The sequence below is a fragment of the Thermomicrobium sp. genome, assembly GCF_053493975.1.
In genome coordinates, this window is sequence record NZ_JBRBZA010000073.1 from 40913 (window position 1) to 66383 (window position 25471).

At 62.0% G+C, this 25471-nt stretch carries 28 protein-coding genes; 12 read left to right on the forward strand and 16 right to left on the reverse strand.

Going from position 1 to position 25471, the window contains the following annotated elements:
• Positions 1-157: 157 nt before the first annotated feature.
• From ACWIVK_RS11910 to ACWIVK_RS11925, 4 genes are read right to left on the reverse strand one after another with little or no spacing between them, the layout of a single operon-like run.
• Positions 158-1846, reverse strand: coding sequence for a cbb3-type cytochrome c oxidase subunit I (locus tag ACWIVK_RS11910; RefSeq protein ID WP_448576934.1), 1689 nt, complete (start codon positions 1844-1846; stop codon positions 158-160).
• Positions 1843-2310 carry a cytochrome c oxidase subunit II gene (locus tag ACWIVK_RS11915; RefSeq protein WP_448576935.1) on the reverse strand — a complete coding sequence of 156 codons (468 nt, stop codon included), beginning with the start codon at positions 2308-2310 and terminating at the stop codon, positions 1843-1845. Before ACWIVK_RS11915 ends, ACWIVK_RS11910 begins: the two co-directional genes overlap by 4 nt.
• A gap of 3 nt (positions 2311-2313) precedes the next feature.
• The gene (locus ACWIVK_RS11920) at positions 2314-2451 is read right to left on the reverse strand and encodes a hypothetical protein (protein ID WP_448576937.1); all 138 of its coding nucleotides are present in this window, start codon (positions 2449-2451) and stop codon (positions 2314-2316) included.
• Positions 2423-2719 (reverse strand): hypothetical protein, encoded by a 297-nt coding sequence (locus ACWIVK_RS11925; RefSeq protein ID WP_448576938.1) that lies wholly within the window; start codon positions 2717-2719, stop codon positions 2423-2425. Before ACWIVK_RS11925 ends, ACWIVK_RS11920 begins: the two co-directional genes overlap by 29 nt.
• An 830-nt stretch (positions 2720-3549) precedes the next feature.
• On the opposite strand from ACWIVK_RS11925, the gene ACWIVK_RS11930 reads away from it, so the two are divergent.
• From ACWIVK_RS11930 to ACWIVK_RS11940, 3 genes are read left to right on the forward strand one after another with little or no spacing between them, the layout of a single operon-like run.
• The gene (locus ACWIVK_RS11930; protein ID WP_448576939.1) at positions 3550-4521 is read left to right on the forward strand and encodes an ATP-binding cassette domain-containing protein; all 972 of its coding nucleotides are present in this window, start codon (positions 3550-3552) and stop codon (positions 4519-4521) included.
• Between the two features lie 21 nt (positions 4522-4542).
• Positions 4543-5403, forward strand: a complete 861-nt coding sequence (locus tag ACWIVK_RS11935; protein ID WP_448576940.1) for an ABC transporter permease — start codon at positions 4543-4545, stop codon at positions 5401-5403.
• A 14-nt stretch (positions 5404-5417) separates the two neighbouring features.
• Entirely contained in the window at positions 5418-5957 is a 540-nt protein-coding gene (locus ACWIVK_RS11940; protein WP_448576941.1) for a cob(I)yrinic acid a,c-diamide adenosyltransferase, read from the forward strand.
• A 6-nt stretch (positions 5958-5963) separates the two neighbouring features.
• On the opposite strand, the gene dcd is transcribed toward ACWIVK_RS11940, so the two are convergent.
• Positions 5964-6557 carry a dCTP deaminase gene (dcd, locus tag ACWIVK_RS11945; RefSeq protein WP_012641950.1) on the reverse strand — a complete coding sequence of 198 codons (594 nt, stop codon included), beginning with the start codon at positions 6555-6557 and terminating at the stop codon, positions 5964-5966.
• A 154-nt stretch (positions 6558-6711) separates the two neighbouring features.
• Here dcd and ACWIVK_RS11950 point away from each other — a divergent pair, with 154 nt between their 5' ends.
• Positions 6712-8166: an LCP family protein gene (locus ACWIVK_RS11950; RefSeq protein WP_448576942.1), complete on the forward strand. Its 1455-nt coding sequence runs from the start codon at positions 6712-6714 to the stop codon at positions 8164-8166.
• A gap of 19 nt (positions 8167-8185) precedes the next feature.
• On the opposite strand, the gene argS is transcribed toward ACWIVK_RS11950, so the two are convergent.
• Both argS and ACWIVK_RS11960 read right to left on the reverse strand, forming a co-directional pair.
• Positions 8186-10336, reverse strand: coding sequence for an arginine--tRNA ligase (gene argS / locus ACWIVK_RS11955; protein WP_448576943.1), 2151 nt, complete (start codon positions 10334-10336; stop codon positions 8186-8188).
• Between the two features lie 12 nt (positions 10337-10348).
• On the reverse strand, positions 10349-11125 hold the full coding sequence (locus tag ACWIVK_RS11960) for a sugar phosphate nucleotidyltransferase (RefSeq protein WP_448576945.1): 777 nt from the start codon (positions 11123-11125) through the stop codon (positions 10349-10351).
• 577 nt (positions 11126-11702) lie between these two features.
• Between ACWIVK_RS11960 and ACWIVK_RS11965 the strand changes: the two genes are divergently transcribed.
• Complete coding sequence (locus ACWIVK_RS11965) at positions 11703-12347, forward strand: TenA family protein (RefSeq protein WP_448576946.1); 645 nt, start codon at positions 11703-11705, stop codon at positions 12345-12347.
• Positions 12348-12362: 15 nt separating this feature from the next.
• Positions 12363-13028, forward strand: a complete 666-nt coding sequence (tenA, locus tag ACWIVK_RS11970; protein WP_448576947.1) for a thiaminase II — start codon at positions 12363-12365, stop codon at positions 13026-13028.
• A 219-nt stretch (positions 13029-13247) separates the two neighbouring features.
• On the opposite strand, the gene ACWIVK_RS11975 is transcribed toward tenA, so the two are convergent.
• Positions 13248-13523 (reverse strand): hypothetical protein, encoded by a 276-nt coding sequence (locus tag ACWIVK_RS11975; RefSeq protein ID WP_448576948.1) that lies wholly within the window; start codon positions 13521-13523, stop codon positions 13248-13250.
• Between the two features lie 86 nt (positions 13524-13609).
• Entirely contained in the window at positions 13610-13834 is a 225-nt protein-coding gene (rpsU, locus tag ACWIVK_RS11980) for a 30S ribosomal protein S21 (RefSeq protein ID WP_012641941.1), read from the reverse strand.
• 623 nt (positions 13835-14457) lie between these two features.
• Here rpsU and ACWIVK_RS11985 point away from each other — a divergent pair.
• The 5 genes from ACWIVK_RS11985 to ACWIVK_RS12005 are packed head-to-tail and all read left to right on the forward strand — an operon-like array spanning position 14458 to position 17478.
• On the forward strand, positions 14458-14706 hold the full coding sequence (locus ACWIVK_RS11985; RefSeq protein WP_448576950.1) for a helix-turn-helix domain-containing protein: 249 nt from the start codon (positions 14458-14460) through the stop codon (positions 14704-14706).
• Between the two features lie 42 nt (positions 14707-14748).
• Positions 14749-15090, forward strand: a complete 342-nt coding sequence (locus ACWIVK_RS11990) for a hypothetical protein (protein ID WP_448576951.1) — start codon at positions 14749-14751, stop codon at positions 15088-15090.
• Entirely contained in the window at positions 15081-15383 is a 303-nt protein-coding gene (gene ureA / locus ACWIVK_RS11995; protein WP_448576952.1) for an urease subunit gamma, read from the forward strand. Before ACWIVK_RS11990 ends, ureA begins: the two co-directional genes overlap by 10 nt.
• Entirely contained in the window at positions 15380-15769 is a 390-nt protein-coding gene (locus tag ACWIVK_RS12000) for an urease subunit beta (protein WP_448576953.1), read from the forward strand. The genes ureA and ACWIVK_RS12000 overlap by 4 nt, the downstream gene beginning before the upstream one ends.
• An 8-nt stretch (positions 15770-15777) precedes the next feature.
• On the forward strand, positions 15778-17478 hold the full coding sequence (locus ACWIVK_RS12005) for an urease subunit alpha (RefSeq protein WP_448576954.1): 1701 nt from the start codon (positions 15778-15780) through the stop codon (positions 17476-17478).
• Between the two features lie 6 nt (positions 17479-17484).
• Here ACWIVK_RS12005 and ACWIVK_RS12010 read toward each other — a convergent pair whose 3' ends face one another.
• The 7 genes from ACWIVK_RS12010 to ACWIVK_RS12040 form a co-directional block, all read right to left on the reverse strand.
• The gene (locus ACWIVK_RS12010) at positions 17485-18123 is read right to left on the reverse strand and encodes a DUF1989 domain-containing protein (protein WP_448576955.1); all 639 of its coding nucleotides are present in this window, start codon (positions 18121-18123) and stop codon (positions 17485-17487) included.
• Positions 18098-19072 (reverse strand): agmatinase, encoded by a 975-nt coding sequence (gene speB, locus ACWIVK_RS12015; protein WP_448576956.1) that lies wholly within the window; start codon positions 19070-19072, stop codon positions 18098-18100. The genes ACWIVK_RS12010 and speB (ACWIVK_RS12015) overlap by 26 nt, the downstream gene beginning before the upstream one ends.
• Positions 19073-19122: 50 nt before the next feature.
• Positions 19123-20079 carry an agmatinase gene (speB, locus tag ACWIVK_RS12020; protein WP_448576957.1) on the reverse strand — a complete coding sequence of 319 codons (957 nt, stop codon included), beginning with the start codon at positions 20077-20079 and terminating at the stop codon, positions 19123-19125.
• A gap of 9 nt (positions 20080-20088) precedes the next feature.
• On the reverse strand, positions 20089-21465 hold the full coding sequence (gene fabF / locus ACWIVK_RS12025; protein WP_448576958.1) for a beta-ketoacyl-ACP synthase II: 1377 nt from the start codon (positions 21463-21465) through the stop codon (positions 20089-20091).
• A gap of 65 nt (positions 21466-21530) precedes the next feature.
• Positions 21531-22622: an iron-sulfur cluster carrier protein ApbC gene (gene apbC, locus ACWIVK_RS12030; RefSeq protein ID WP_448576959.1), complete on the reverse strand. Its 1092-nt coding sequence runs from the start codon at positions 22620-22622 to the stop codon at positions 21531-21533.
• A complete protein-coding gene (locus ACWIVK_RS12035) occupies positions 22619-23704 on the reverse strand; it encodes a hypothetical protein (RefSeq protein WP_448576960.1) in 1086 nt (361 codons plus the stop codon). The genes apbC and ACWIVK_RS12035 overlap by 4 nt, the downstream gene beginning before the upstream one ends.
• Positions 23705-23710: 6 nt before the next feature.
• Positions 23711-23926: a hypothetical protein gene (locus tag ACWIVK_RS12040; RefSeq protein ID WP_448576961.1), complete on the reverse strand. Its 216-nt coding sequence runs from the start codon at positions 23924-23926 to the stop codon at positions 23711-23713.
• A gap of 70 nt (positions 23927-23996) precedes the next feature.
• Between ACWIVK_RS12040 and ACWIVK_RS12045 the strand changes: the two genes are divergently transcribed.
• Positions 23997-25451 carry a bifunctional folylpolyglutamate synthase/dihydrofolate synthase gene (locus ACWIVK_RS12045; RefSeq protein ID WP_448576962.1) on the forward strand — a complete coding sequence of 485 codons (1455 nt, stop codon included), beginning with the start codon at positions 23997-23999 and terminating at the stop codon, positions 25449-25451.
• Positions 25452-25471: the final 20 nt, after the last annotated feature.

Consider the following 25471-nt stretch of genomic DNA (forward strand, 5'->3'; position numbering starts at 1 on the left):
AAGTACCTACAGGACTCCCTCTCCGGGAGCGATCGGCCGCGAGCCCAGAGAGTGGGTGATCTACTTTTTTCTGATCCCGCACTGCGCGAACGGAGGAGAAAATGACGAACGGGGCGGTGAACAACTCGCCGCCCCTCATCCGTCGCCCAAATGCACCTCAATACACCTTGATCGGCGGTGAAACGCTCTGCAGGGGAAGATAGAGAAGAATAGTCGGAATGTACGCGATCGCCACCAGGATAACGGCGATCAAGAACCAAAAGCCGAGTTGGTCCAGTCGCGGTGACGTCTCGTGCGCACCGAAGCGCATCTCGGCAACCGGGATCTCCAGAGGCTGAGTGAGACGCCGACCAGCAAAGACCGTCCACAGGACGACGATGAAGTACAGGAGGCCGCTGATCACCATCAGGGTACCACCGATCGCCGTCAGCCAGTTGTCCAAACCAGCACTGATCAGATCACGATAGGGAGCTTCGCCGATCGAGGAGCGTCGGGGTTCGCCGAGGAGACCAGCGGCGATCTGCCCGCGAGCGAAAAGCAAGACACCGACGAACCAGAGCCACGCCTGCGCCAGCGCAAGACGGCGCCCCATCAGTTCCCGACCCGTCAAGAAGGGAATGAGCCAGTAACTGATGCCGATGAAGGAGAGCGCAACGGCCGTGCCGACCGTCATGTGAAAGTGTCCAGGCACGAACGACGTGTTATGGACGACATTATTGAGGTTGTAACTCGCATTCACGATGCCGGTGGCCCCACCGAGGACGAAGACGAGCATCGCCAGGAGTTGCGCAGCCACGCTCGGATCACCCCAGGGAAGCTTCCAGATCCACCCGAGCAGCCCTGTCCCGCCACGCGCGCGCCCACCATCCTCCAGTGCAGCCATGACCGTGAATGCCGTCACCAGACTCGGGAAAACGACCGAAAACGTCGTGAAGAGATGGACGACCTTCATGGCCGTGGGAATCCCAGGATCGACATACTGGTGATGAAGCCCGGTCGGAACCGAGAAGACGAGCAGAAGGATGAAAGCCATCCGCACCAAGCTATCGCTGAAGACGCGACCACCCACCTGCCGGGGAACCATCAGATACCACGAAATGTACGCCGGCATCAGCCAAAAATAGACGATCGGATGGCCAGTATACCAGAACAATATTCGGTTGAACTGCGGATCGGTCGTCTTGAGCCAGCCGAGCGACCACGGCAAAAGGAAGAACACGACGAGTACCACCACACCCAACGAGGCGAGCGCCCACATCACGTACGTCACCACGCTGACGAACCCCAGCAACGGTGTCCGCTCCCCCGGATGCTCGCGCTGCCAGGCACGGCGCGTGAGCACGAGGTTGAGCGCAGTGAGCAGCGTCGAGATGACCAGAAGCGCTGCGCCGAGGAAAAAGAGGGAGCTCGCACGCAGCGGTGCATAGAAGGTGAAGAGGACTGTCGCTTGATTCGTCAAGATCGCATACGCGGCCAGTAACGTCCCTACCAGCATCGTCCAAAACGCTCCCTGGACCAAGAATGTGCTCGCCAGGGGACGCTCGAATCCGCGGATCGCCACCAACGACACGAATGCGTTATTGAAGGCGAACGTGAAGAGAAAGGCCAGCAAGACCCCGTGGATCGTCAATCCTTGATAGTACGTTTGCATGAGCAGCGCTTTGTAGATGACGATTCCCACCCGGTCCAGTGCCTGCATCAAGCCCATGAACCCGCCAATGGCGAGGCCTATCAGCGAGAGTGCCAATTGTCCCTTGATCGGCCACAACTGTTCGGCAAGAAAGATTCCCTCGCGAGTGACCGCTCCCCCGCCCGCCACACTCCGCGCGCGTGCTGTCGCGCTCATCGCACCACCACCTTCCCGTACATCTGGTGATGCCCGAAGCCGCAATATTCATGGCAGACCCACAGATATTCACCGGGCCGGTCGAAACGCGCCGTGACCTGGGAGATCTGACCCGGAATCACCATGACATTCGCGTTCGTACCGGTGAGGACGATACCATGGATCACATCGGGACTGGCGAGCGTGAACGTCACCGTCGCCCCGACGGGAACCTGAATCTCAGCGGGTTGGAACTGCCAAGCCCGGGCGATCACCACTGCTTCGTACTTGCCACCACCGAGGTCACGCAGACCAGGCTGATCGAATGGCGGTGTCGTAGAGAGCTCACGCGGATCGATCCGCCCAGCCGGCGACGGAACGTGTACCCCCGCGACCAGTGCACCGATCCCGATCCCCACGATGCCCAGCACGAGCATCAGCCCAGCCAAGATCATGAAGATTCGTTCGTACGCCTCGATCCGCATCCCTCACCCCCGTCCCAGCATGTCGAAATAGACGGTGAGCCAGATGCCTACGATCACGATCAGCATGAGCAGTGTCAAAAACAACGTTCCGACCGGATGCTGCTCGGGTCGCTCATCTTTCTGACCGGCTCCGCCCGCCATGCTGTCCCCTCCTTTCCGTTCCTTTCCCTGCCACGCCTCCCACTGTACGCTTCTCCACCTCATCGACCAGGGCGCCGCTACGCTGGAGATACCAGCGAGCCACGACCGCGCTCACCAGCACACCCAAGAGCCCGCCCACCAGTCCAAGCCAATCACGCCCGGTTCCGAACCCACCGACCACCCGATTGAAACTCGACCAGAAAAGCGTCGCGCTGGCTCCGCCCACGACGAGTAGTGCGAGCCAGGCGATGAGGATTCGCCACTGCATCCTACCCTCCCCCGGTAGTCTACCGGTTCTCCACCGACACAATCTCCTACATGTCGACAAAACGGGTTACAATCCCGTAACAAGGCGCTCCCAATCCTCATCATTACGATCCATCGAGCGGCCCGATCTACGAGCCTACCCTGTCGCTGCTCGCGAGTGGTCTCGCAGTCCACCGAAGCGTACAGGATCACGCGTCTGGTTCTTTGGCACACCCACGTCACCGCGCTGGCGATCGCCGTCGAGCCCATCGCTCAGATGCTGCGACTGCGGCATCCGGAGCGGCGGCATTGCCGCCGCCCGGGCGCCCGGCGCCAGCTTGCTCCGACGCGAGCGCGATGCATCGCTGCTCAACTTGGCCAAAGCTGACGCGCCCCCACCCTGCAGTGCGGCGCTGTCCTGCCACCTCGTCTCGCAGCCACCGGCCGCGCACTGGCGACGCGCTCTTGGCTCTCCTTTCGGCTCGCGACGAGCGACTCGCTTCATTCCATGCCAGCTTTCTACCGCGCCTTTTCCTCGCTCACCGCGCGAAGTCGTTCGCTCGATCCGACGATTCGCTCGCCCTGCTATCGGGTTTCAGGAGCACACGACCCCGGTGTCGACGACTGGGTGTCCAAGGAACCCAACTGCCGATCGAGTCGTGAGGACCGTTTCGCTCCTTGCGCCAGTGCACAACCGTAAGCAGGGACCCTCTCCACTGAAAAATCTGACCGACGGTTCGGGAATCCGGCTCGGCCGCTCCCGATTCGAGTAGCCACCTGCTTCCTCATCCGGTCATCGACCGGCGGTACACTTCGACGCGTGTGCAAGCGATCCACCGGGAGCGACCGCCGATGACAGCAGCGATCGAAGTGCATGAACTCGTCAAGCGGTACGGAGACGTCACAGCAGTCGCAGGAATCGACTTCACGGTCGCACACGGAGAATTTTTCGCCTTCCTCGGTCCCAATGGAGCCGGCAAGACGACGACGATCAACATCCTCTGCACGCTGGCCCGCCCAACCGGTGGCCGAGCGCGTGTCGCGAGCCATGATGTCGTTCGTGAACCCGACCGCGTTCGCCAACGTATAGGCATCATCTTCCAGGATCCCAGTCTGGACACCCAGTTGACCGCGTGGGAGAATCTCGCTTTGCATGCCCGCGTCTATGGAGTCCCGGGTACCCTCTGGCGGCAACGTGCAGAACAGCTTCTTCGCCTGGTCGAGCTGTGGGACCGTCGCCACCAGCTCGTCCGCACATTCTCTGGCGGGATGAAACGTCGGCTCGAACTAGTTCGCGGATTGCTTCATCGTCCCGAGATCCTTTTTCTCGATGAACCGACGCTCGGGTTGGATCCGCAGACGCGCCGACAAATTTGGTCCTACTTGGAAACGTTGCGTCGCGAGACTGGCGTCACCCTATTCCTGACAACGCACTACTTGGAAGAAGCGGAGCAATGTGACCGGGTAGCGATCATCGATCATGGCCGCATCATCGCCTTGGACACGCCTGACCGGCTCAAGGCACGCGTCGGCCGAGACATCATCGTCCTGGTCACAGCCGACGACGCGCGAGCCGCCGCGGAGCTGCGCGAGCGTTTCGCTCTCCAACCCCTCGTCGTCGATGGGTCGCTCCGCATCGAAGTGGAGCAGGGCGATACGTTCATTCCAGAGTTGGTACGACAACTTTCGGTACCGATCCGCTCCATCAGCTTGCGACGACCGAGCTTGGATGACGTGTTCCTCGCTTTGACTGGTAGACAGATCCGCGACGAAGAAGCCTCGAGCCTCGACCAGCTGCGCGAGCGGATACGAACGAGGCGCTGAAAAGCGAAAGGATACGACGGTATGGCATCGATCGAACTCGCCGAGCGAGCCCGGCCACACTCGCCGCTTCTGCGCGCCTCGATCGGCGTGCTCACGCTCTGGCAACGAGATCTCCTCCGCTTCTGGCGCGACCGGGCGCGCATCGTTGGCGGCCTCGCTCAACCCCTGCTGTTCTTGGCCATCTTCGGTGCCGGTCTTTCTCCCTGGATGGGTAACCTCGGCGGGACGACGCTCGGCCCGGACTACTTGCAGTTTCTCTATCCCGGCATCATCGGTATGTCGGTCCTCTTCTCGTCGATCTTCAGTGCAGTTTCCGTCGTCTGGGATCGAGAGTTCGGTTTTCTCAAGGAACTGTTGGTCGCACCGATACCGCGCTGGTCGATCGTCATCGGAAAGGCCCTCGGTGGGAGCTCGACCGCGATGTTTCAAGGGCTCCTTCTGCTCATTTTGGCCCCCGTGATCGGCGTCAGACTCTCGCTCGGTGCGATCCTCCTCTTGATCCCTCTTCTTTTCCTTCTCGCCTTCTCGCTTTCCAGTATCGGGCTGTTGATCGCAGCGCGCATGCGTTCGACAGAAGGGTTCGGCCTGATCATGAACTTCCTGGTCACGCCACTGCTCTTCTTGTCGGGGGCGCTCTACCCGCTCAACGACTTACCAACCTGGTTGCTCATCCTGACACGTCTCGATCCGGTCACGTACGGTATCGATGCGATCAGGCGCGTCGTCCTCTCCTCATCTGGCGTTCCCCAACCAGTCATCGATCAGCTCGGTGCCACGCTTTTCGGGCACCCGCTCGATCCAGTCACTGATGCAGCCATCGTGCTCGGCTTGGGACTCGTGCTCATCACCGTCGCGGCTCGCCAGTTCGCTCGACCGGACTGAGAGGAGGACACACCGTGCTCTATACCGGTAAAGGGGACCAGGGGTATACCGACCTCTTGGGGGGGCGCGTCCCGAAGTATGCACCGCGCCCCGAGACGTTCGGCACATTGGACGAAGCCACCTGTGCGATCGGCCTCGCCCGGGCTCTCGCCCAAGACGGAGAAACGAAAGAAACTTTGGTTCATGTACAACGTGACCTTTATGTGATGATGGCGGAACTCGCTTTCGCCCCCGGGATCGAGCAGGAAAAATACCGGATCACCGCAGAGCACGTGCAACGTTTGGAGCAGACGATCGACGCGCTGGGCGCTCGTGTCCCGATCGGGCGTCACTTCGTGTTACCTGGCGATACGGTAGCCGGTGCGGCATTGGATTTTGCGCGCACCGTCGTGCGACGAGCAGAGCGACTCGTCGCCCGACTCTACCATGACGGGGACATCCACAACGAGCATCTGCTCGCCTATTTGAACCGGCTCTCCTCGCTGCTCTTCGTCCTCGCGCGGTACGAGGATCACCGGGCTGGTGTGACACCGACTCCAGCCAAGGAGCCGTGAAGGGAATCATCGACCACGCAGCTGCTCGAGGCTGAGTTCCTCGGCGAGGCGGCTGGGCTTGGGATCCTTTTGCCCAGCGTACTTGTTCCCGCGTTTCATCCGGTACGGAACCATTGCCGGCGAGCTCAGCTGCTCGAACGTAAACGAGCAAATCCGCATACCCGGATAGAGCGCGACCGCCATGCGTCCCAAATTGGACAGCTCCATGGTAGCGGTTCCCGCCCACCCGGGCTCGAACAGCGCGGCCGTGCTGTGCACCGTGATGCCGAGCCGAGCGATGCTCGACCGTCCCTCGAGCCGCCCCACGAGATCGTCAGCGAGTTCGATGTACTCTCGCGTCGAGGCCAGCGCGAAGTCCCCAGCCTGCATGATGAACGGCTCGCCGTCCGGTACCACGATCGTCCGCATCGCGTCTCCGATCGACTGCGGTTGCCGCGGGTCGATGTAGGAGAAGCGCGAATGCTCGAACACCATGAAGGTATTGCCGAGATGCAGGTCGATCGAGCACGCTCCGAGTTGCGTCTCCAAGTCCGGCTCGGGAGTGATCTTGATCCGGCCGCTCTTGAGTGCGGCGATGATATCCCGATCCGACAGGATCATCTGTCTCCCCCGTTCGATGCTCGGCGACCGCGACGGTCATCGTACGGACACGAGTATGGTGCGGAACGGCGACCGCGTCAACCGGAACCCGTTTCCGGACGGCTGCTATACTGCTGCCCGGCGCAACGGCGCTCGCTGAGAACCGAGGGAAGTCATGACCAGCGATCGTCCACCTGATGGTTCGCTGCCACCGACCCGATTCACGGCTCGGCAACTGCGCGCTGCTCGACAGGGATCCTTCGAGCCGGGCGAGGCTCCGGTAAGCGTCCCGCCGCGACCATCTCGCCGGCGCGTCTCCCTCTCCGCCCTTGCAGCTACTCTGCTTCTCGTTTTCGTCGCTGGCATCGGTGCCTACCTCGCCCCGCTCGCCTGGGCTAGTTGGCGAGCCTATCAGCGCGTGTTCACGACACCCGTCCCGCGTGCCAACGTCATCGTCAACGCCCAAGGGACACCGGAAGTCGTTCTGGTCTCACCAGACGACCCAGCGATTCAGTTGCCCGATTGGGACAAGAAAGATCGTATCAACGTGCTTCTCCTCGGAGTCGATCGCCGCGAAGCAGAAGACGTTCCCCGAGCCGATACCATCATCGTGGTGACGATCGATCCACTCACCAAGGACGTCGGGCTGCTCTCCATCCCGAGGGACCTCCTCGTGACCATCCCTGGTTATGGACAAGAGAAGATCAATGCCGCCTATCCGCTCGGGATGAGTTCGTCCCTCACCGGACCTGGTCTGCTCCGGGCAACGATCGAGTACAACTTCGGCATTCCGATTCACTATTACGCAGAGGTCGACTTCGAGGGCTTCGTCCGCATCGTGGACACGCTCGGTGGCGTCGTCGTGGATGTTCCCGCACCGATCAAGGACGATGAGTATCCTGGTGAAGACTACACCTACACTCGCATCTACTTCGCTCCCGGTCTCCAGCACATGGATGGCCGGACAGCGCTCCGCTATGTGCGAACGAGGCACGACGACAACGATTTCTCGCGCGGTTACCGGCAGCAGCAAGTGCTTCGCGCACTCCGCGAGCAGGGACTACGGCTCGACCTGCTCCGCAAGGCCCCGCAGCTGGTCGATGCGCTCGCCGAGACGGTCCGCACCGATCTGAGCCCCCAGCAAGTGCTCGCCCTGGCCAAACTCGGCAGCGAAATTCCGCGCGAGCGCATCCGCTCCTTCACGCTGCTCCAGGCGACGACCAGTTACTGGGAACCTGGCCAGCCCTTCTACCTCATCCCCAACTGGCCAGCGATCCAGGCGATACTCGACGAGATGTTCCCGCCCCGCGAGGGCCAGCCACGACCGCGTGTTCGTTCCACCACGGTCGCTCCACCAGCTCAGCCAGTAGCGCCTGATCTCGCTGAGCCCGTGCAGACACCCCCACCGGAAGTACAGGCACCGACCGCGCCGCAACCGACCGAGACTGCACCGGTCGAGACCGAACCGACTCCAACCACGCCGACCCCAGGGGGCCAATCTGCCCTGACTCCGCCGCCCGTAACCCCCACTCCGTACGAGACGCCCACACCAGTACCGACGGTGGTGCCGACCGCGGAATCGACCCCGCCCCAGGCGACTCCTCTGCCGGAAGCCACTCCAACACCCTGAATGGCTCGACCAACGAGGATCACATCACCTCAGGTGCAGCGATGCCGAGCAGCCGCAAGCCATTGGCCAGTGTGTGCCGCGCCGCAGCGACCATCGCCAATCGTGCCGACCGCTGTGGCTCCGGTGCTTGGAGGACTGGGCAGACGCGGTAAAACTCGTTGAATCGCTTGGCCAGTTCGTACACGTAGTTGGCGATGACGAGCGGCTTGTATTCGTCCGCAGCGCGCTGCACTTCGTCCGGGAAGAGCGCGATCTGCTCGATGAGATCGATCTCCTCGCGGGTCAGAGCATCGAGCGCGTACGGTCCCTCCGGCAACGCATCGACCTTTTCGAGAATCCGGCAGGCCCGTGCGTGGGCATACTGGATATAGGGGGCCGCATGCCCCTCGAAGGAAAGGGCTTCCTCGATATCGAAAACGATCACGCGATTGTTGTCCCGCGAGAGCATTCCGTACTTGAGGCTACCCAACCCGACCTGTCGCGCGACCGCTGCCTTTGCCTCCGGTGGCAAGGTCGGATTCTTCTCTTCGATGATTTCCAGCGCACGCTCCAGCACCTGGCGCGCCACATCCTCGTACAGCACCACATTCCCGAGCCGGCTGCTCATGGCGCCACTCGGCAGCATGACCGTTTCGTAGGCCAGGTGATAACACTTCGCTGCCTGCTGGAAGCCCCACAGCTCCATCACTTTGAAGATCTGCTGCAGATACAGGGTCTGCCGCACGTCCACCACCCAAATCGCACGGTCGACGTGGTACTGCTCGAATTTGCGCTTCGTCAAGGCCAGGTCTTTCGTGGAGTACAGAGTCGTCCCGTCCGACCGCAAGATAGGAAGCGTGCGGTACGTCTCCTTCTCGAGCCCCAGCTTTTCGTCGATCTTGACGACTGGCAAACCGTCACTGATCTCCGCGATACCCCGTTCCAGAAGCTCGCGGACGATCTGCCGCCCCTCCTCCTCGACCTCGCTCTCGAAGAACCAGACGTCGAAGTGGACATCGAGTTCCTCGTAAATCCGGTAGAACTCCTCCATACTCCAGGCGCGCGTTTCTTCCCAGAGCCGGACGAATTCCGGATCCTTGCGCTCCCAACGTTGAAAAGTCTCCCGGACCTCGCGCTCCCATTGCGGGACATGCGGCCACCAGTCGAGCGTCGCGGCCAATCGGCGCCAGCGGTCGTACCATTCTTCCAATCGGTGGATGCGCTCCGCAGCCTTCTCCCCCTCGTCGCTCGCGCGCGCCTCGGCCAGTTCCTGTTCCAGCTGACGACCCACGATGGGCCAGAACTTGACGATCGTTTGGTCGTCATAGAATGCCTCGGGCTTGATTTCGCGTCCGTGCGCGATCTGGCCCAACAAGTACGCGATGTCCTCGCCGACCTTATGTTCCCGCCAGAGCTCCTTGAGCATACGATCGATGGCTTGCACGAAGGCCTGATCCTCGCGCGCCAACTCGTTCAAGAGTTCGACGACATCTTGCCGATAGCTCAGGCGCCGGTCAGCCTCCGCATAAATTTCGCCGAGCCATCGCCCACGTCGTTCGCGAGGCGGTTCTTCTCCTTGGTGAAATCGCAGATAGCACCAAAGGCATTTGATCACATGCAGACCGATATCGCCAATGTAGTTGGCCTCCAACACGTCGAACCCCGCGAAGCGCAAAATGCGACTCAGTGCATTACCCAGGCACACGTTGCGCAAGTGACCGACGTGGAAAGCCTTATGCGTGTTCGGTTGTGAGTATTCCACCATCACACGTTCGCCGCGAGCCTCGCCACGCCCGAACTCGCTGCCCTCGGAGAGGACGGTGCGCAAGACATCGTTCGCGAAGCGGTTCGAGTCATAAACGATATTGAGGTAGCCGTTGATCGCTTCGACCCGAGCGAATCCGGCATGCCTCGATAAGCGCCGCGCCAACTCTTCGGCGATCGCCTGCGCCCGTTCGCGCACACGTTCTTGCACCAGCCGCTTCGCTTCCTTCTTGGAAAGACCAGCGGCGACTCGCTCCACTTCTTCGGCCAACTGTTCGTTCGCGATTTGATAACAGACGGTCGTCGACGTTCCCCAGACGCCAGGAAACGGAATCGGGCGCATTTCCAAGGTCCGACGACCGTAACCGAGTGCCTCCAGTTCTGCGTTGATCAGCTCCGCCGCCCGTGCTGCCTCGCGTTTGAACATCGTTCCTCCACGTCACTGCGTGCTGCGCCCAGCAGGACTCGCTGACGGCAGAATAGGATCCGGGTCACGATAGCCGCGGCGCTCAGCCCAGTATCGGTTCGCACGATGCAAACTCTCGAACGTCCCCGCGTCGCTCCAAAAGCCCTGGAGTTCCACCCAGCGCAAGAGGCCGAGTTCGAGATAGCGGTTGTTGACATCGGTGATCTCGAGTTCTCCGCGAGGGGAAGGTTCTAGCTCGCGGATGAACTCGAAGACACGACTGTCATAGAGGTAGAGCCCGGTCACCGCGTACGGGCTCTTCGGTTCCTGCGGTTTTTCTTCGATCCGAAGTATCCGCGTCGGGTCCATCGGATCGAAGACCGGGCAGCCGAAGCGGTGCGGGTCGGGCACGCGCGCGAGGAAAATCAGTGCCCCGCCCGTGAAACTCTCGACTGCAGGACGAATATCGGCGTCCGTCGTGTTATCGCCCAAGATCACGCAGATATGCTCACCATCAGCGAATTCCTCGCAGAGACTGAGCGCATCCGCGATCCCTCGTTCTTCTTCCTGATACGCGTACTCGAGATGCCGCACACCGAGATGCCGGCCATTCCGCAGCACGCGCAAGAAGTCACCCGCATGGGGACCACCAGTCACGACCATGATCTCGTCGATGCCAGCCTTCACCAACGTCTGAATCGGATAGTAGATCATCGGCTGGTCGTAAACCGGCAGGAGGTGCTTGTTGGTCGCGAAGGTCAGCGGGTAGAGCCGCGTCCCGAGTCCTCCCGCGAGAACGACCCCCTTCATGATCCCCCCTGTCGCCGTCTTCCTGTGCCGGTGGGCACAGCACCTCGGCCTTAGTATAGCGACCAGTTCGGCGCTTCTTCCGCGCTCGGCGGTCACTCGGCTGATCCGTGTACCGAAGGAAGGTACGAGATGAGTCGTCGTGACGCGGGCACGCACTCGCCACCTGTAGCACTGTCGAGTGCTGACGGTGATTACTGCTTTCCGAGCTGCATCATGTCTCGTGCGGAGAAACGCCGACCGGTCGCGCTCGAACGCGCAGTCGTCCCGTGTCCGGGCAAGTGAGCGACGCCACCAGGCTGACGACAACCGGATCGCGACGACACACTGGCAGCACCTGCTCCTCGGCACCAAGCACATCGTGCACTCGACCGCTTGACACGGTCCGCTCAGCACGATACGGTACACTTCGCGCAAGACGCCCCGGGAGCTCGGGTGAACCGGGCTGAGAGGGTGGCTCAGGATTCCGCCACCGACCGGCACCGACCTGATCTGGGTAACGCCAGCGAAGGGAGGCTCCCGCTCCGTCTGATTCCCCCAGGGTCACGAGATAAGACACAGCACGCTCAGGAGGTATCCCATGCCCAGCACCTTGCTCGACGAACTGCTCGCCGAAGCACGACCGATTTGGCAAGCGATGATCGAGCATCCCTTCCTGCACGAACTCGCGAACGGAACACTGTCTCGCGAGCGATTCCATTTCTGGGTTCAGCAGGATTACCGCTTCGTCCAGGACGGCATCCGCTTCCTGGCCCTCCTGATCGCTCGCGCGCCGGATGAGGATCTTCGGCGCGGATTGCTCGACGCAGCCGTCGCCTTTCGCAATGAGCTGACCATTTTCGAAGAGTACGCGCACCAGCACGGTCTCTCGCTCGCTGTCGAGCCGACGCCGGTGTGTCTCGGCTACACGTCCTTTCTCCTGGCCACCGCGGCAACAGGATCGTTGCTCGAATCTCTCGCTGTTCTCTGGGGCGCGGAGAAGGCGTATTACGACGCCTGGTCCATGGTCAGGGCTCGACTCGGCCTCGCGCCGACCTATGCGCGCTGGATCGAAAACTGGACGAGTCCACAATTCGCGACCTGGGTCGACTGGCTCGGTGAGCAGCTCGCGGCGCGGGCCACCACCCAAGACCGACCGTCTATTCGGGCTGCCTTCGTGACCACTGCTCGCTACGAGTACCTCTTTTGGGACATGGTCTATACGGGCACCACTTGGCCCATCTAGCGAAAGGAGCGGATAATGGTCGCTTTCACCCAGGAACTCTGGCGCTCGATCGATTCGATCTACCAGGCGATCCTCGTTCACCCCTTCCTCGTCGGTCTGACCGAGGGCACCTTACCCGAAGAAGCCTTTCGCTTTTATGTCGTGCAGGACGCACTGTATCTTCAAGACTATGCGCGCTGTCTCGCGCTGGCTGCTGCCAAGGCACCGCGCGACACATGGTGCGAGCTCTTTGCCGACCATGCCAAAGTGGCGCTGGTCGTGGAGCGCGCCTTGCATGAGAGTTTCTTCGCTGCATGGGGACTTACTCCCGACGAGATCGCACGCACGCCGTACGCGCCGACGAACCTCGCGTACACGTCCTACCTTTTGCGGGTCGCTTATGAGCGACCGTTCGAGGAGGTCATCGGTGCACTGCTCCCCTGTTACTGGATCTACTGGGAAGTGGGCAAGCACTTGGAACGATCCGGTTCACCGAACCCGCTGTATCAGAAGTGGATCGACACCTATGCGTCGGAAGAGTACGCAGCTGTCGTACAAGCGGTACTGGATGTCGCTGACCAGGTGGTGACCGACCTCCCGGAGTCGCGCCGGCAACCCATCCGGACTCACTTCGTCACGACTGCGCGCTACGAGTGGATGTTCTGGGACGCTGCCTGGCGCTTGGAGGGTTGGCCAGTGTGAGCCTCTCGCGTTCTCGCTCGCTCGAGGACGGAGACTGCGTCTCAATGGGCGCAGGGTCGCAAAGATCGAACCTAGCAAAGCGTCCGCAAGGCACGTGACTCGATCGCCGTCGCTGGAAGCGCGACTCTTCACAGCTCGGCGGTTACTGCTGTCAATCGTCCAGCGACAGATGCCGTTCTTCGGTTCCCAGCGTTCCGGGCAAGCGCGGCGACCTCGCGATCAGCCCTCGTCTGCTGGTCGACGGGCGACGAGGAGCCAGTACGGCAAGAAGACCACGACGTTCAGTAAGGCGACGAGCAGAATCCAAAACCATCGTCCCCCGGGAAAACGGTGAGCCGGACGCTTCATCAGGTCGGCGAGCGCGACAGCGAGTGCCAACCACGTCACGATGAGGGATGGGACCGCCAGTAGCGGGATGATCCATGGTGCAGCGGACCACATCGTCACCGCGGCGATAGACCCGGCAATGAAAAGGAAAAACGTGACTGTCGCCAACGGCAACAGCCACGTCTGGCGTACCAAACCTTCCCAAGCCGAACCCCTCGGTTGCGAGTGCACGCCTCGCTGAGATCGCTCCACACTCAGAGCCCGAGTTGGCCCTTCTTGGCGAGCTTCGCGAGCTTGCGCCGCCGCCGGTGCTCGGCCTTACGGATCTTGGCCCGACGCTGCTCCGACTTGCTCACATAATGCCGCTTGGCTCGGTAATCACGGAGCACCCCGGCCTTCTGCAGTTCCTTGGTGAACCGCTTCAGGAGAGCGTCGAAGCTCTCGTTCTCGCGCAGCTCGACATGAACCGACTTCGCCACCTGACCTCACACCCCTTCGGTGCAACTGGATTGGTACGGCAATTCCGTACCGGCACACTACCTCAGTCTACCACAGAGCTGCCCTCACGTACAGCTCGATCAGCCCGATGGCATGCAGGGAAGCGAGACCGTCAGCTGCTCCACGCCGACCTCACTCGGTACCAGCCGATCCACGTAGCTCCGGCGACATCGCGTACTCTCGGTCGACGTGGACGGTCGAGGTACAGTCCCCCTCTCGCGAGTTCGACGCACCAGACGGAGCATTGGTCTCGGTATCGCCCTGCACGGACGGCACCAACCCGAGTCCGCTCCCGAGAATGCAGGAGAAGGGGGTAACGCGCCAGCGTGACTGACCGATCCCGCGAGAAACGGGAGCCGTCGACTCCGCTCGTTTTCATGTACCTCGTGGCAGCTGCATCAGGTACCGGTCCACACCGTTTCCGAGCCCACCGTTCGCCCCAGCACCGTCCAGCCCAGCGATTCTTCCTCGCAGGATGGAAGAAGGCAGAGACGAAAGGGAACACCGCGCCCCACGGAAACGACACCCTTGACCAGCCCGCGATGGACAAGGAACAGCGAGCATGGCTATACTGCACTGCTGCGGGGAATGACGGGAGCGATCGATGATCAAGATCGATGGTGTCGAGTATCTCACGGCAAACGAGGCTGCAGCTCTGCTCGGCGTCAAGCGCGAGACGCTCTACGCGTACGCGAGTCGTGGTCGTCTGCGGAGCTACCGGCGCGGGATTCGGCGCGAACGTCTGTACCGCCGCAGCGACATCGAGGCATTGCTTCGCTTGCAGCCTGCTGCCGGACAGAGCGACGATCTCCCGCTTCCTAAAGCGGAGTCCTGGATTCCCTTCACCTCCTGACCCGCGCCCTCTCTCGTCGTGCCGGGGTAGATGGAGCATATCGTGGCCGAACGACGACTCTATATTTGGCTCGAGCGTGATCCACTAGCCGGGCCGCCGGACATTGCTATCGAGGACGTGCCGGGACGGGCCGACCTCGATCTTCTCGCGGAAGCCATCCGACGAGGGAAACTCGGTCGTTTCCTCCCGACCAAGCTCGCTCTTTCCCGTCACCGCGTCCCCTTGCTGCCGTCCGGTTACCGCCGAGTCAATGTCGCCAACCTGATGCGACAATACCGTATTCCCTATCGAACTCGCTTGGAAGTGCTGACCGATGCCTCATCCCCGCAAGACAGCTCCTACCGAATCGCGCGTTCGTCGCGGGAGCACGAGCCATGTACGTGACCCCGAAAGAGCTCGACCGGTTGACCGTGTTCACCTTGGCCGAACTCGCCCGTCGTCACCGCGCACGCGGGATCAAGCTCAATTATGCAGAGGCTGCTGCCCTTCTCTGCGACGAAGTTTATGAAGAAGCACGCGCTGGTCGCTCCTACGAGGAGGTCGTCGCGCATGCCAGTTCCCTTCTCACCCGCGATGACGTTCTCCCTGGTGTTCCGGAAATGCTCACCGTTCTCTACATCGACGCGCTCTTCCCCGACGGGACGCGCCTCGTGACCCTCAGGAATCCCATCCGATGATCGAGCATCCTGTCCCGCCGGGCGGAATCATCCCTGGTCCTGATCCGATCGAAATCGATGCCGGCCTTCCCGTCACCCGGCTGCGTATCACGAATCGCGGCACCGTTCCCGTCCACCTCACGGCCCACTTCCACGTTTTCGAGGCCAACCCCACACTCTGTTTCGACCGCCGTAAGGGGTTCGGTATGCGACCGGACCTCCCAGTCGGTTGGTCGGTACGCATCGAACCAGGCGAAACCGTCGAAGTCCCGGTCGTACCGATCGGCGGCCAGCGGATCGTGCGCGGTTTTCACGGTTTGGTCGATGGTCCCCTCGACGAGGTCGACCTGGAGGCACTGATCGAACAGATGATCGCGCGCGGCTTTTGTCACGAACCGGAGGAGTGACGACTGTCATGCCGATCCGGATCGAACGCCGACACTATGTTCGTTGGTATGGCCCTACTGCAGGCGACCGTATCCGGCTCGCCGACACCAACCTGTACGCGCGTATCGAGCGGGACGACACCCTGCCCGGCTTCGAGCCGCTCGTCGGTTTCGGTCGTCCAGTTCGCGACGGCATGCTGGCTGGGCGCGACCACGGCCCCAGCAAGCTCGATCTCGTCATCACCAACGTCATCGTGATGGACCCAGTTCTCGGCATCTTCAAGAGCAACATCGGCATCAAGGACGGTCGCATCGTCGCTGTCGGCCGGGCCGGGAATCCGGACGTCATGGAGGACGTCGAGGTTCTCATCAGCAATGCCACTGGAGTCGTCCCGGGTGAGGGACTGATCGCCACGCCCGGTGGGGTGGATGCCCACGTGCACCTCTCTTCCACGAGCGTCGTCCCCGCTGCACTCAGCGCCGGCATCACGACGCTCGTCGCCCAGGGTTCCGGCGGTGTCTGGGACCTCGGTGTCAACCCGGTGAACAATTTGCTTCATCTGCTCGAAGCTTTCGAGACGATCCCGCTGAACCTCGCCGTACTCGGTCGCGGCTCCTCCGACACCGTCCAACTAGTCGAGCACCTAGAAGCCGGTTGCGCGGGATTCAAGATCCACGAAGATGTCGGCGCTTTCCCAGCGGTCATCGATGCGTGCCTCACCATCGCCGACCAAGCCGGTGTGCAGGTTGCCCTCCACACCGATGGATTGAACGAAGCTGGGTCACTGCGGGAGACGATCGCCGCGATCGCTGGGCGCTCCATTCATGCCTACCACGTGGAGGGATCGGGCGGTGGCCACGTACCCAATATCCTGGAAATCGTCTCCGAGCCGAACGTCATCAGCTCGTCGACGAGCCCGACGATTCCTTATTCCGTCAACAGTACGGCTGAGTTGCTCGATATGATCATCGCGGTCCACCGACTGGCCACTGATATCCCGAGCGACCTCGCCGCCGCGCGCGATCGTGTCCGAGCGAGCACCATCGCAGCGGAAGATGTGCTCCACGATCTCGGTGCCATCGCCATCATGTCCTCCGACTCGCAAGGAATGGGACGGATCGGTGAAGTGATCACCCGGACTTGGCAACTCGCTCATCGCATGAAGGAGATTCGCGGTGATGGCTTCGACCCGGCAACCGGGAACGGGGATGACAACCCGCGCATCCTCCAGTACCTGGCTAAGTACACCATCAATCCGGCCATCGCTCACGGATTGGATCACGAAGTCGGAAGCCTCGAGCCGGGCAAGCTCGCCGACATCGTCCTGTGGCATCCCGCTTTTTTCGGCGCCAAGCCCGTTGCAGTCATCAAGGGTGGCTTCGTCGCCTGGGCGCCTGTCGGCGACGGAATGGGCTCGACGCGTTGGAGTCAACCATTGATCTACCGACCGATGTTCGGCGGACTCGGTCGAGCTCCGGCCGCGCTGAGCGTCGCCTTCGTCGCACCAGTCGCCGCTCCATCGGGCCACCTCACGCGCAGTGGACTGCAGCGTCGCCTCGTGGCCGTCCGCAATGTCCGCCGCGTCTTCAAAAACGCCATGCGCTACAACACTGCCTCACCGCGCGTCGAGGTCGACCCGGGCACGCACGCGGTCGCGATCGAGGGTCAGGTGGTCGAGATACCACCAGCTGAGCGCTTGCCTCTGACGTTTTTGCATTTCCTCGCCTGAGCGTCGTCAATCATAGATACGGACGAGAATATCGGTCGGATTGAAGGCATTGCACGGATTCTGGTCTTGCGGACAAGCCGAGACCGCCACGACGAGATCCATGAGTGCCCGCAGCAGCACGTAATCGTTCCGCTCGGACAGTGGCTCGCGGATCTCGAACCGCCCTTTGGCGACGATCCCGACGTTCATGAACCAGTTGACCGGATCTGGGATATCGTCTTCCTCGATTCCGTACTCGCGCAGAACGGCGAGGAAGTTGTCCTTGCAGTTGGGATGGTCAGGTATACCGTAGTCATCGAGATACCGACGACGATCGCAGGCAGGAAACAGGATGTCATGGCGCCCGACCGTATCTTCCAGCAAGACGAGCATCGGGTTGCGTCGATTGCTGTAGAGCGTCATCCCCTGAGTGAGAACGAGCGAATTATTGATCGCACGAGTATGCGACGTGGACAGATACTCGCGCACGTCGTGCAGGTTGAAGGCGACCATATCAGCCACTTGCTTGCCCTGCACGTCGGTGATCTGGAGCAGTTGGCCCTCTGCGAGCGGGAAAGCGATCGGCACGGTCGGGCGCACTTGCGCAGCTCGCTTGGGCACGCGCCCAAAGAGAATGTGCTCACTCGGCGCGCTCGGCTGTACCATGCCGCTCCCTCCTCGTGGCTGCGAGCACTGCGAGCAAGTCGAACACGATGTTCGCCGCGTTCAACGCCGTCACTCCCGCCGGATCCCGATCGGGCAGGACTTCCACGACATCCGCTGCAACGATATTCAGCCCGACCAAGCCCCACAGCAATTCCTGTGCTTCCCACATCGCGAACCCGCCGACTTCAGGTGTTCCAGTACCAGGAGCGAACGCCGGATCCAAGAAATCGATGTCGAAGCTGACGAAGACCGGATGCTGTCCGACCCGCTGACGGACTGCTTCGAGAACACGTTGCATGCCGGCCCGTCGCACGTCGCGTGCAGTCCACACCTCGAAGCCGAGCTCGCGCGATTGCTCGAGCTCCCCGCGCTCACCGAGCGAACCGCGAATCCCGATCTGAATCGAGCGAACTGGGTCGACCGCCCCCTCTTCGACTGCCCGACGGAAAGGTGTGCCGTGGTTGTACCGCGTTCCCCAGATGGTGTCCCACGTATCGACATGCGCGTCGAAGTGCACCAACGCGAGAGCGCCGAATCGACGAGCGACTGCCCGCAGTTCAGGAAGGGTCACCGAGTGATCACCACCGATCCCGACCGGGATCACACTGGCCTCCACGACCGTCCAGATCGTCTCCTCGATCAGCTGGTACGATTCCAGCGTCTCCATCGGGACGACCGGCGTATCACCGTAGTCGATCACCGTCAAGTACTCGGTCACATCCACGTCCAGTGGCGGGTGATACTGCTCGATGCGGGAAGAATGCTCGCGCACAGCTGCCGGCCCAAAACGTGCCCCGGGGCGATAGGTGACACCGCAATCGAAGGGAATCCCGACGATCGCCACATCGACCCCCACCAGTTCCGCACGGTAGGGAAAACGCGCGAAGGTACGGAGTCCGCTGAAACGGGGACGCCACCGTGCCCGATTCTGCTCTTCTCGCTCGTCCATCGATCGTCCTCACGAACGACTTCGCCACACCACTCCAAGAAGCACGCAGCTCAGCCAGTCATCCCGCGCCGGTTGAAGGCCAGAACGGCTAGCATCTCGAATAACAGGTTGGCTGCAGCCAAGGCGGTGACGCCGCTCACGTCATGGGCGGGCAGCACCTCGACCATATCGGCTGCCACGATGTTCACACCGACCAGTCCACGCAAGAGCTCTTGCGCTTCACGCGTCGTGAATCCTCCGACCTCCGGTGTCCCGGTACCTGGCGCATACACCGGATCGAGGAAGTCGATGTCGAAGCTGACAAAGACTGGCCCCTGGCCGACTCGGCGCCGGATCGCTTCGATCACCGCGCCCAGTCCGGTGCGCCGAACGTCGTCAGCTGTCCACACCTCGAAGCCGAGTTCCCGCGATTCGTCGAGATCCTGCGGACCGTAGAGTGAACCACGCATCCCGACCTGAATCGCCCGGGCCGTCTCGATCAATCCCTCCTCCACCGCTCGCCGGAAGGGCGTCCCGTGCGTGTACTTCTTGCCCCAATATTCGTCCCATGTATCCGTGTGCGAGTCGAACTGGATGAATCCGACCCGGCCGTAACGACGCGCGACCGCGCGCAGCTCCGCTAAGGTGATCGAGTGGTCACCACCGATGACCAGTGGGACGACATCGTGCTCGAGGAGCGGCAATAGTCCCTGTTCGATCCGCTGATAGCTGTCCTCGATATAACCGGGTACGACCGGCAAGTCCCCGTAATCGACGACCGACAAGACCTCGTAGACGTCGACATCGAGTGACGGATGGTAGGTCCGCAGCATCGCCGACATCTCGCGCACGGCAGCTGGCCCGAACCGCGCCCCGACGCGATAGGTCACGCCAGTATCGAAGGGTGCGCCGACGATCGCGACATCCACTCCCACGAGTTCTCGGACATGGGGCAAACGGGCGAAGGTGCGGATTCCAGCAAAACGCGGGCTCTCGAGCCCGCTCACCGGAGCATAGCCCTTGGGCATGACAGCCTCCTACTCCGAACGCAGAGAGCTCGGCTCGCTCGGTTCCGGCCCTCTCGCTCCATCCCACGCCGCGAAAACCAGACAGCAATTCTGCCCACCGAGACCGAACGAATTCTTCAAGGCGACCCGTATCGTGTGCCGACGCGGCCCCTCCGGCACATAATCGAGATCGCACTCCGGGTCAGGATCTCGGTAGTTCCGCGTCGGATGCACGATGCCATCACGGATGCTCAGGATAGTGACGATCGATTCGACCGCACCAGCCGCACCCATCAAGTGTCCGATCATCGACTTCGTCGAACTGATCGGAATGCGGTAGGCCCGCTCCCCGAAGACCGCCTTGATCGCCTGCGTCTCGGCCCGATCACCGAGCGGCGTCGACGCCGCGTGCGCATTGATGTAATCGACGTCTTCCGGGTCGACACCCGCATCGGCCAGAGCAGCCCGAATCGCCCGAGCTGCCCCACTTCCTTCCGGATCAGGCGCGATCGGATGGTATCCATCGTTGCTCGAGGCATAGCCGAGGAGCTCGGCATAGATACGAGCGCCGCGCGCTTGCGCGTGCTCGAGCGCCTCCAGTACCACGATGCCTGCTCCCTCTCCGACCACGAAGCCGTGACGCTCCGCATCGAACGGCCGACTGGCCTCTTCCGGACGATCGTTCCAGGTGGAGGCAGCCCGTTGCACGGCGAAACTCGCGATGAAGAGCGGGAAGACGCAATATTCGGTTCCCCCCGCCAACGCAACATCCGCCGCGCCGTTCCTGATCATCTCCGCAGCTTCCCCGATCGCCTGGGCACCGGTCGCGCAGGCAGTCGAAACCGTGAGGCTCGGACCGAGGAAACGGAACGCTTGCGCCAGATGATACGCCGGCATGTTGTGTGGGAACGTCGTCATGAAGTGCGGCGAGATGCGCAGAAGGCCCCGGCGTTGGGCCAGTTCATGCGTCTCCAAAATCGTCGCCATGCCTCCCGCACCCGTCCCGACCACGACTGCAGCCCGTGCTGGATCGATCGCTCCACGATCCAGACCGGCATCCCGCCACGCTTGACCTGCTGCCTCCACCGCATACTGACTGAACATGGCCATCTGGCGCGCGGTCTTGGCGTCGACCCAATCGCCGAGCACGAAACCGCGCACCTCACCGGCGATCTGCACCGGCAGATCGCTCGGATCGAACCGCTCGATCCGTTGGATTCCCGACTCCCCTAGCAGGATCCGCTGCCACGTTTCTTCCACACTCAAGCCTAGCGGCGTCACTGCCCCCAAACCGGTGATGACCACCCGTCGCCGCTCACCACGGGCTCCCGCGACGCGAGCCCGTCCGCACCATGGGCAGAAACGAGCCTTCTCGGGTACTTCACCACCACACCACTGGCAGCGCATACCCTTCCTCCCCCTGGCGAGCGATCCTAGCATCTCCAGGCGATACGCGGCAGGAGTAGTACCCCTCACCGTTTGGGTTGCAGCATCACCACCGGCTTGCGCGGTTTTTTGACGGCTTCGACCGAAAGACGAGCCGCTGCCTGACGAGCCGCCTCCCGGAAAGCTTTTGCAGTCGACGAATCAGGCTGGCCGACGACGACCGGCACACCACGATCGCCGCCCTCCCGGACACTCGGATCGATCGGAATCTGCCCCAAGAGAGGCACTCCGTACTTGTTGGCGACCCGCTCGCCGCCGCCCGAGCCGAAAATTTCCGCGACATGACCGCAGTGGGGGCAGACGAAGTAGCTCATGTTCTCGACGATACCGAGAACCGGAGTTTTGACCTCGCGGAACATCTGAAGACCTTTGATCGCATCGGCGAGGGCGACATCCTGCGGTGTGGTCACGATGATCGCTCCGGACAGCGGAATCGTCTGTACCAGTGTCAACTGGACGTCCCCTGTGCCCGGTGGGAGGTCGATGACCAGATAATCGAGATCACCCCACTGCACGTCGCTCAAGAACTGGCGGATGAGTTGCGAAACCAGTGGCCCGCGCCAGATCAGTGCCTTCTCCGGATCCAGAATGTATCCAACAGACATTACTGCGATACCGTACGCTCGACCCGGAATGATCTTGTTGTCCACCAGCCCTGGCTGCTCCTCCGCTCCGAGCATGAGCGGAATGCTGGGGCCATACACATCGGCATCCAGGAGGCCGACCGTCGCTCCTTCCTGAGCCAGCGCGACCGCCAGATTGACCGCGACGGTCGACTTGCCGACGCCTCCCTTTCCGCTCGCCACTGCGATCGTGTTCTTTACTCCGGGTATGGGCTGACGATCAGGTAAACCGGTTCCCGCCGCGCGGACTCGTGACGAAAACCCGACTTCGACCGTCTGCACACCGGGAAGCGCACGCACCGCGCGTACGACGTCCTCCCTGATGCGCTCACGCAAGGGGCACGCTGGCGTCGTCAACTCCACCTGAATGCGGACGCTCGCTCCCTCGATGGTCACCTCTTTGATCATGCCCAAGTCGACCAAGCTCCGATGCAGTTCCGGGTCTTGGACAGGACGCAGGGCTTCGAGCACTCGTTCGCGTGTCAGCTCGCTCATCCTTCGCGTTCTCCCATCCGTGCCATTCGGCACTCTCTTTTCGCAACCGTCATGTATCGTAACACGTCAGAACACGACAGAGTGCGGCGGCCCCGCCTGAGCGAAAGGACTCGCGCCTGCCGAGCAATGAGGAGGACAGAAGCCGCTCCGACGAGCCCGCTCGCTGCACCAGCCCACCGAGCTACCTCCCCTTGGGCGAGCGCGGCCCCGATCCGCAAGCTCGCCGTCGTGACGACTGATCCCAGGATGACCCAGCCAGTCCAAGTCGCACCCGTGCGTGCACCAGCGAAACCAGCGAGGAGCAACGGGCCGATTGCACTGATCAACACCATCAGGTAGCCGACACCGACCAGATGCCACTCGAGCGCTGGTGCTGCCTGAACGTCGCCCAAAGCCACGCCGAGAAGCAGGAAAGCATCGATACCCAAAGCTGTGTACGCAAGCGTCGCCAGCCAGGCGTAGGGATTCTGCCACAACGAACGTTTGGCTGCCGGACGAATCTGCCGCGGTTCGAGCAACCGCAGAGCCACGATCGCTCCCACGAGCCCCGCTCCCTGCAAGGCGCATCCGAAGCGTACCCCATCGGACCATTTCGCGACGAGCGCGCCGACACGCCACCACAGTTCGCCCGTCGTGACCATGAGTGCTAAAGCCAGATACCCTCGATGAGGAACGCGCGTCCGGAAAGACAAGGGGAACAGGCGCCCAGTCATGCCCAACGCGATCGGGACAGCTACACCGTAAAATCCGACGAGCGCGCTGACGACCCGCCCGCTCGTGCAAATGCCCACCATCGCGCACAGATCGGCCACCACTCCCACCGGCGACGCGACAGCAGCCACGATGACGCTGACCACGAGAGCAGGATCACGCGCCTTACCAGCGAGCGGCGCGTGCACAACCGAGCGAGCGAGGTCCCATCCAGCCTGGACGAAGGCGACGAACTCCAGTCCACCTCCCACAAGAGCCAGCCGAGGTCGGTCGTTGATCGACCCGAACACGCGGAGCAGGAGACCGCTGAACAGGAACGTTCCGACGAGCCACGGGACACCGCGTTTCGGGCGGCCCCACAGCCGTGGCAAAAACCATTAGGCGACTCCGATCGTCAACGCGATCGCGAACCCGTACAGTTGTACGTGGCCATGCAGGGAGACGAGCTGGGCTATCCTACCTGGCGAAAACGCGCAGAGAGGAGCTGCGAACGCGAGTGTGCCGGCAACGAACCCGAAACCAACGGCGCTGCCGATCGCACCGAGTGCGAAGAATCGCCAGGCAGGAATCTCTCCTCTATCGTCAGACGTCATCCTTCGCTTGCACCGGCTGTCAGAATCGTCGGATTAACCGTATCCAGTCGAACAGAAGGAGTCGGATGCGATGAGCGACGCGTCCGCGCCCGACGCACGTTATCGCTGGGCGACCGGGTACCTTCGGGCACTCATTCAAGCTCCACCCGGCCCCCCTCCTGGGACCCCGCCAGAGATCGTCCGACTGCGCGCCCAGCGCCGCTTGGAACGGCTGCGCGACTTCCTCGCCTACCTCGGCAATCCGCACCGGGTCTATCCCGTCATCCACGTCACTGGCACCTCGGGCAAGGGTTCGACCGCTGCCTTCATCACCAACATTCTGCATGTCGCTGGATACCGCACAGGCTTGCACACTTCTCCATACTTGCAGGTAGAGACCGAAAAGCTCCAGATCGCTGGGCAACTCATCGCACCGGAGCGCTTCGCTCAGGAGGTCTCCACACTGGACCAAGCGGTTCGCTCGTGGGTCGCCCGAGGTGGTCAACCACTCACCTACGGCGAATTTTGGACTGCGCTCGTCTTTCAGGCGTTGCGATCGGAGCGGGTAGATGTCGCCGTGATCGAGGTCGGCGTCGGAGGGCGGTTCGATCTCACCAATGTCGTCCTCCCGGAAGTCGCGGTGATCACCTCTGTCGGGCTCGATCATGTCCGCACGCTCGGCCCGACGATCCGCGACATCGCCTGGCACAAGGCGGGCATCATCAAGCCAGGTCGCCCCGCCATCACGGGAGTCACTGATCCCGAGTTGCTCGCCATCATTGCAGCGGAGGCCGAGGCCGTCGGTACATCCCTCACGGTCGTGCGCGAAGGCAACGACTATCGTGTCCTCTCGACCGGCCTCGGTACGAGACTCTCAGACCACCGCACCGGGCACGTCTTTCCGATCGGTTTGTTTGGATCGCATCAAGCACGCAATGCGGCACTGGCTGTCGCTGCCGTCCGCACGTTCGCCGATCGCACCGGAGGCCGGATCGATGACGAAACGATCGCACGCGGCTTGGCGACCACCCGCTTCCCTGGGCGCTTCGAGATCATCCAGAGGACACCCCTCGTCATTCTCGATGGAGCGCATAACCCGCAAAAAATGGCGGCTCTGCTCGAAGCGCTGAGCACACTGTCCGTGCAAGGGCGTCGACTGGCTCTCTTCGGTGTCCTTGAAGGACACGATGCGCTGACGATGGCCGCCATGCTGGCGAGCACTGTCGACATGGTCGTGATCACCACCCCACGAGCATTCTTGCGAACCGCAGCCGATCCGGTCGAGCTCGCAACGGTCTGCCAGGCGCAAGGAACGCAGGCGGTCACTGTCGACGATTCAGCTGAGGCGCTCGCCCTCGTCCTCGAAATGGCACAACCGGATGATCTCATCGTCGTCACTGGCTCACTCTACCTAGTCGGGCAAGTTCGCGAGCACTGGTACCCGAGTTCGCTCATCATCACGCAGCGAACCTGTTGGCCGATTCTCCGATCGACGACATTCGAGGAGGCCGAAAGCGCTTGTCGACAGCAACACGGTTCGGTATAGAATGAACATGACGCCGACAA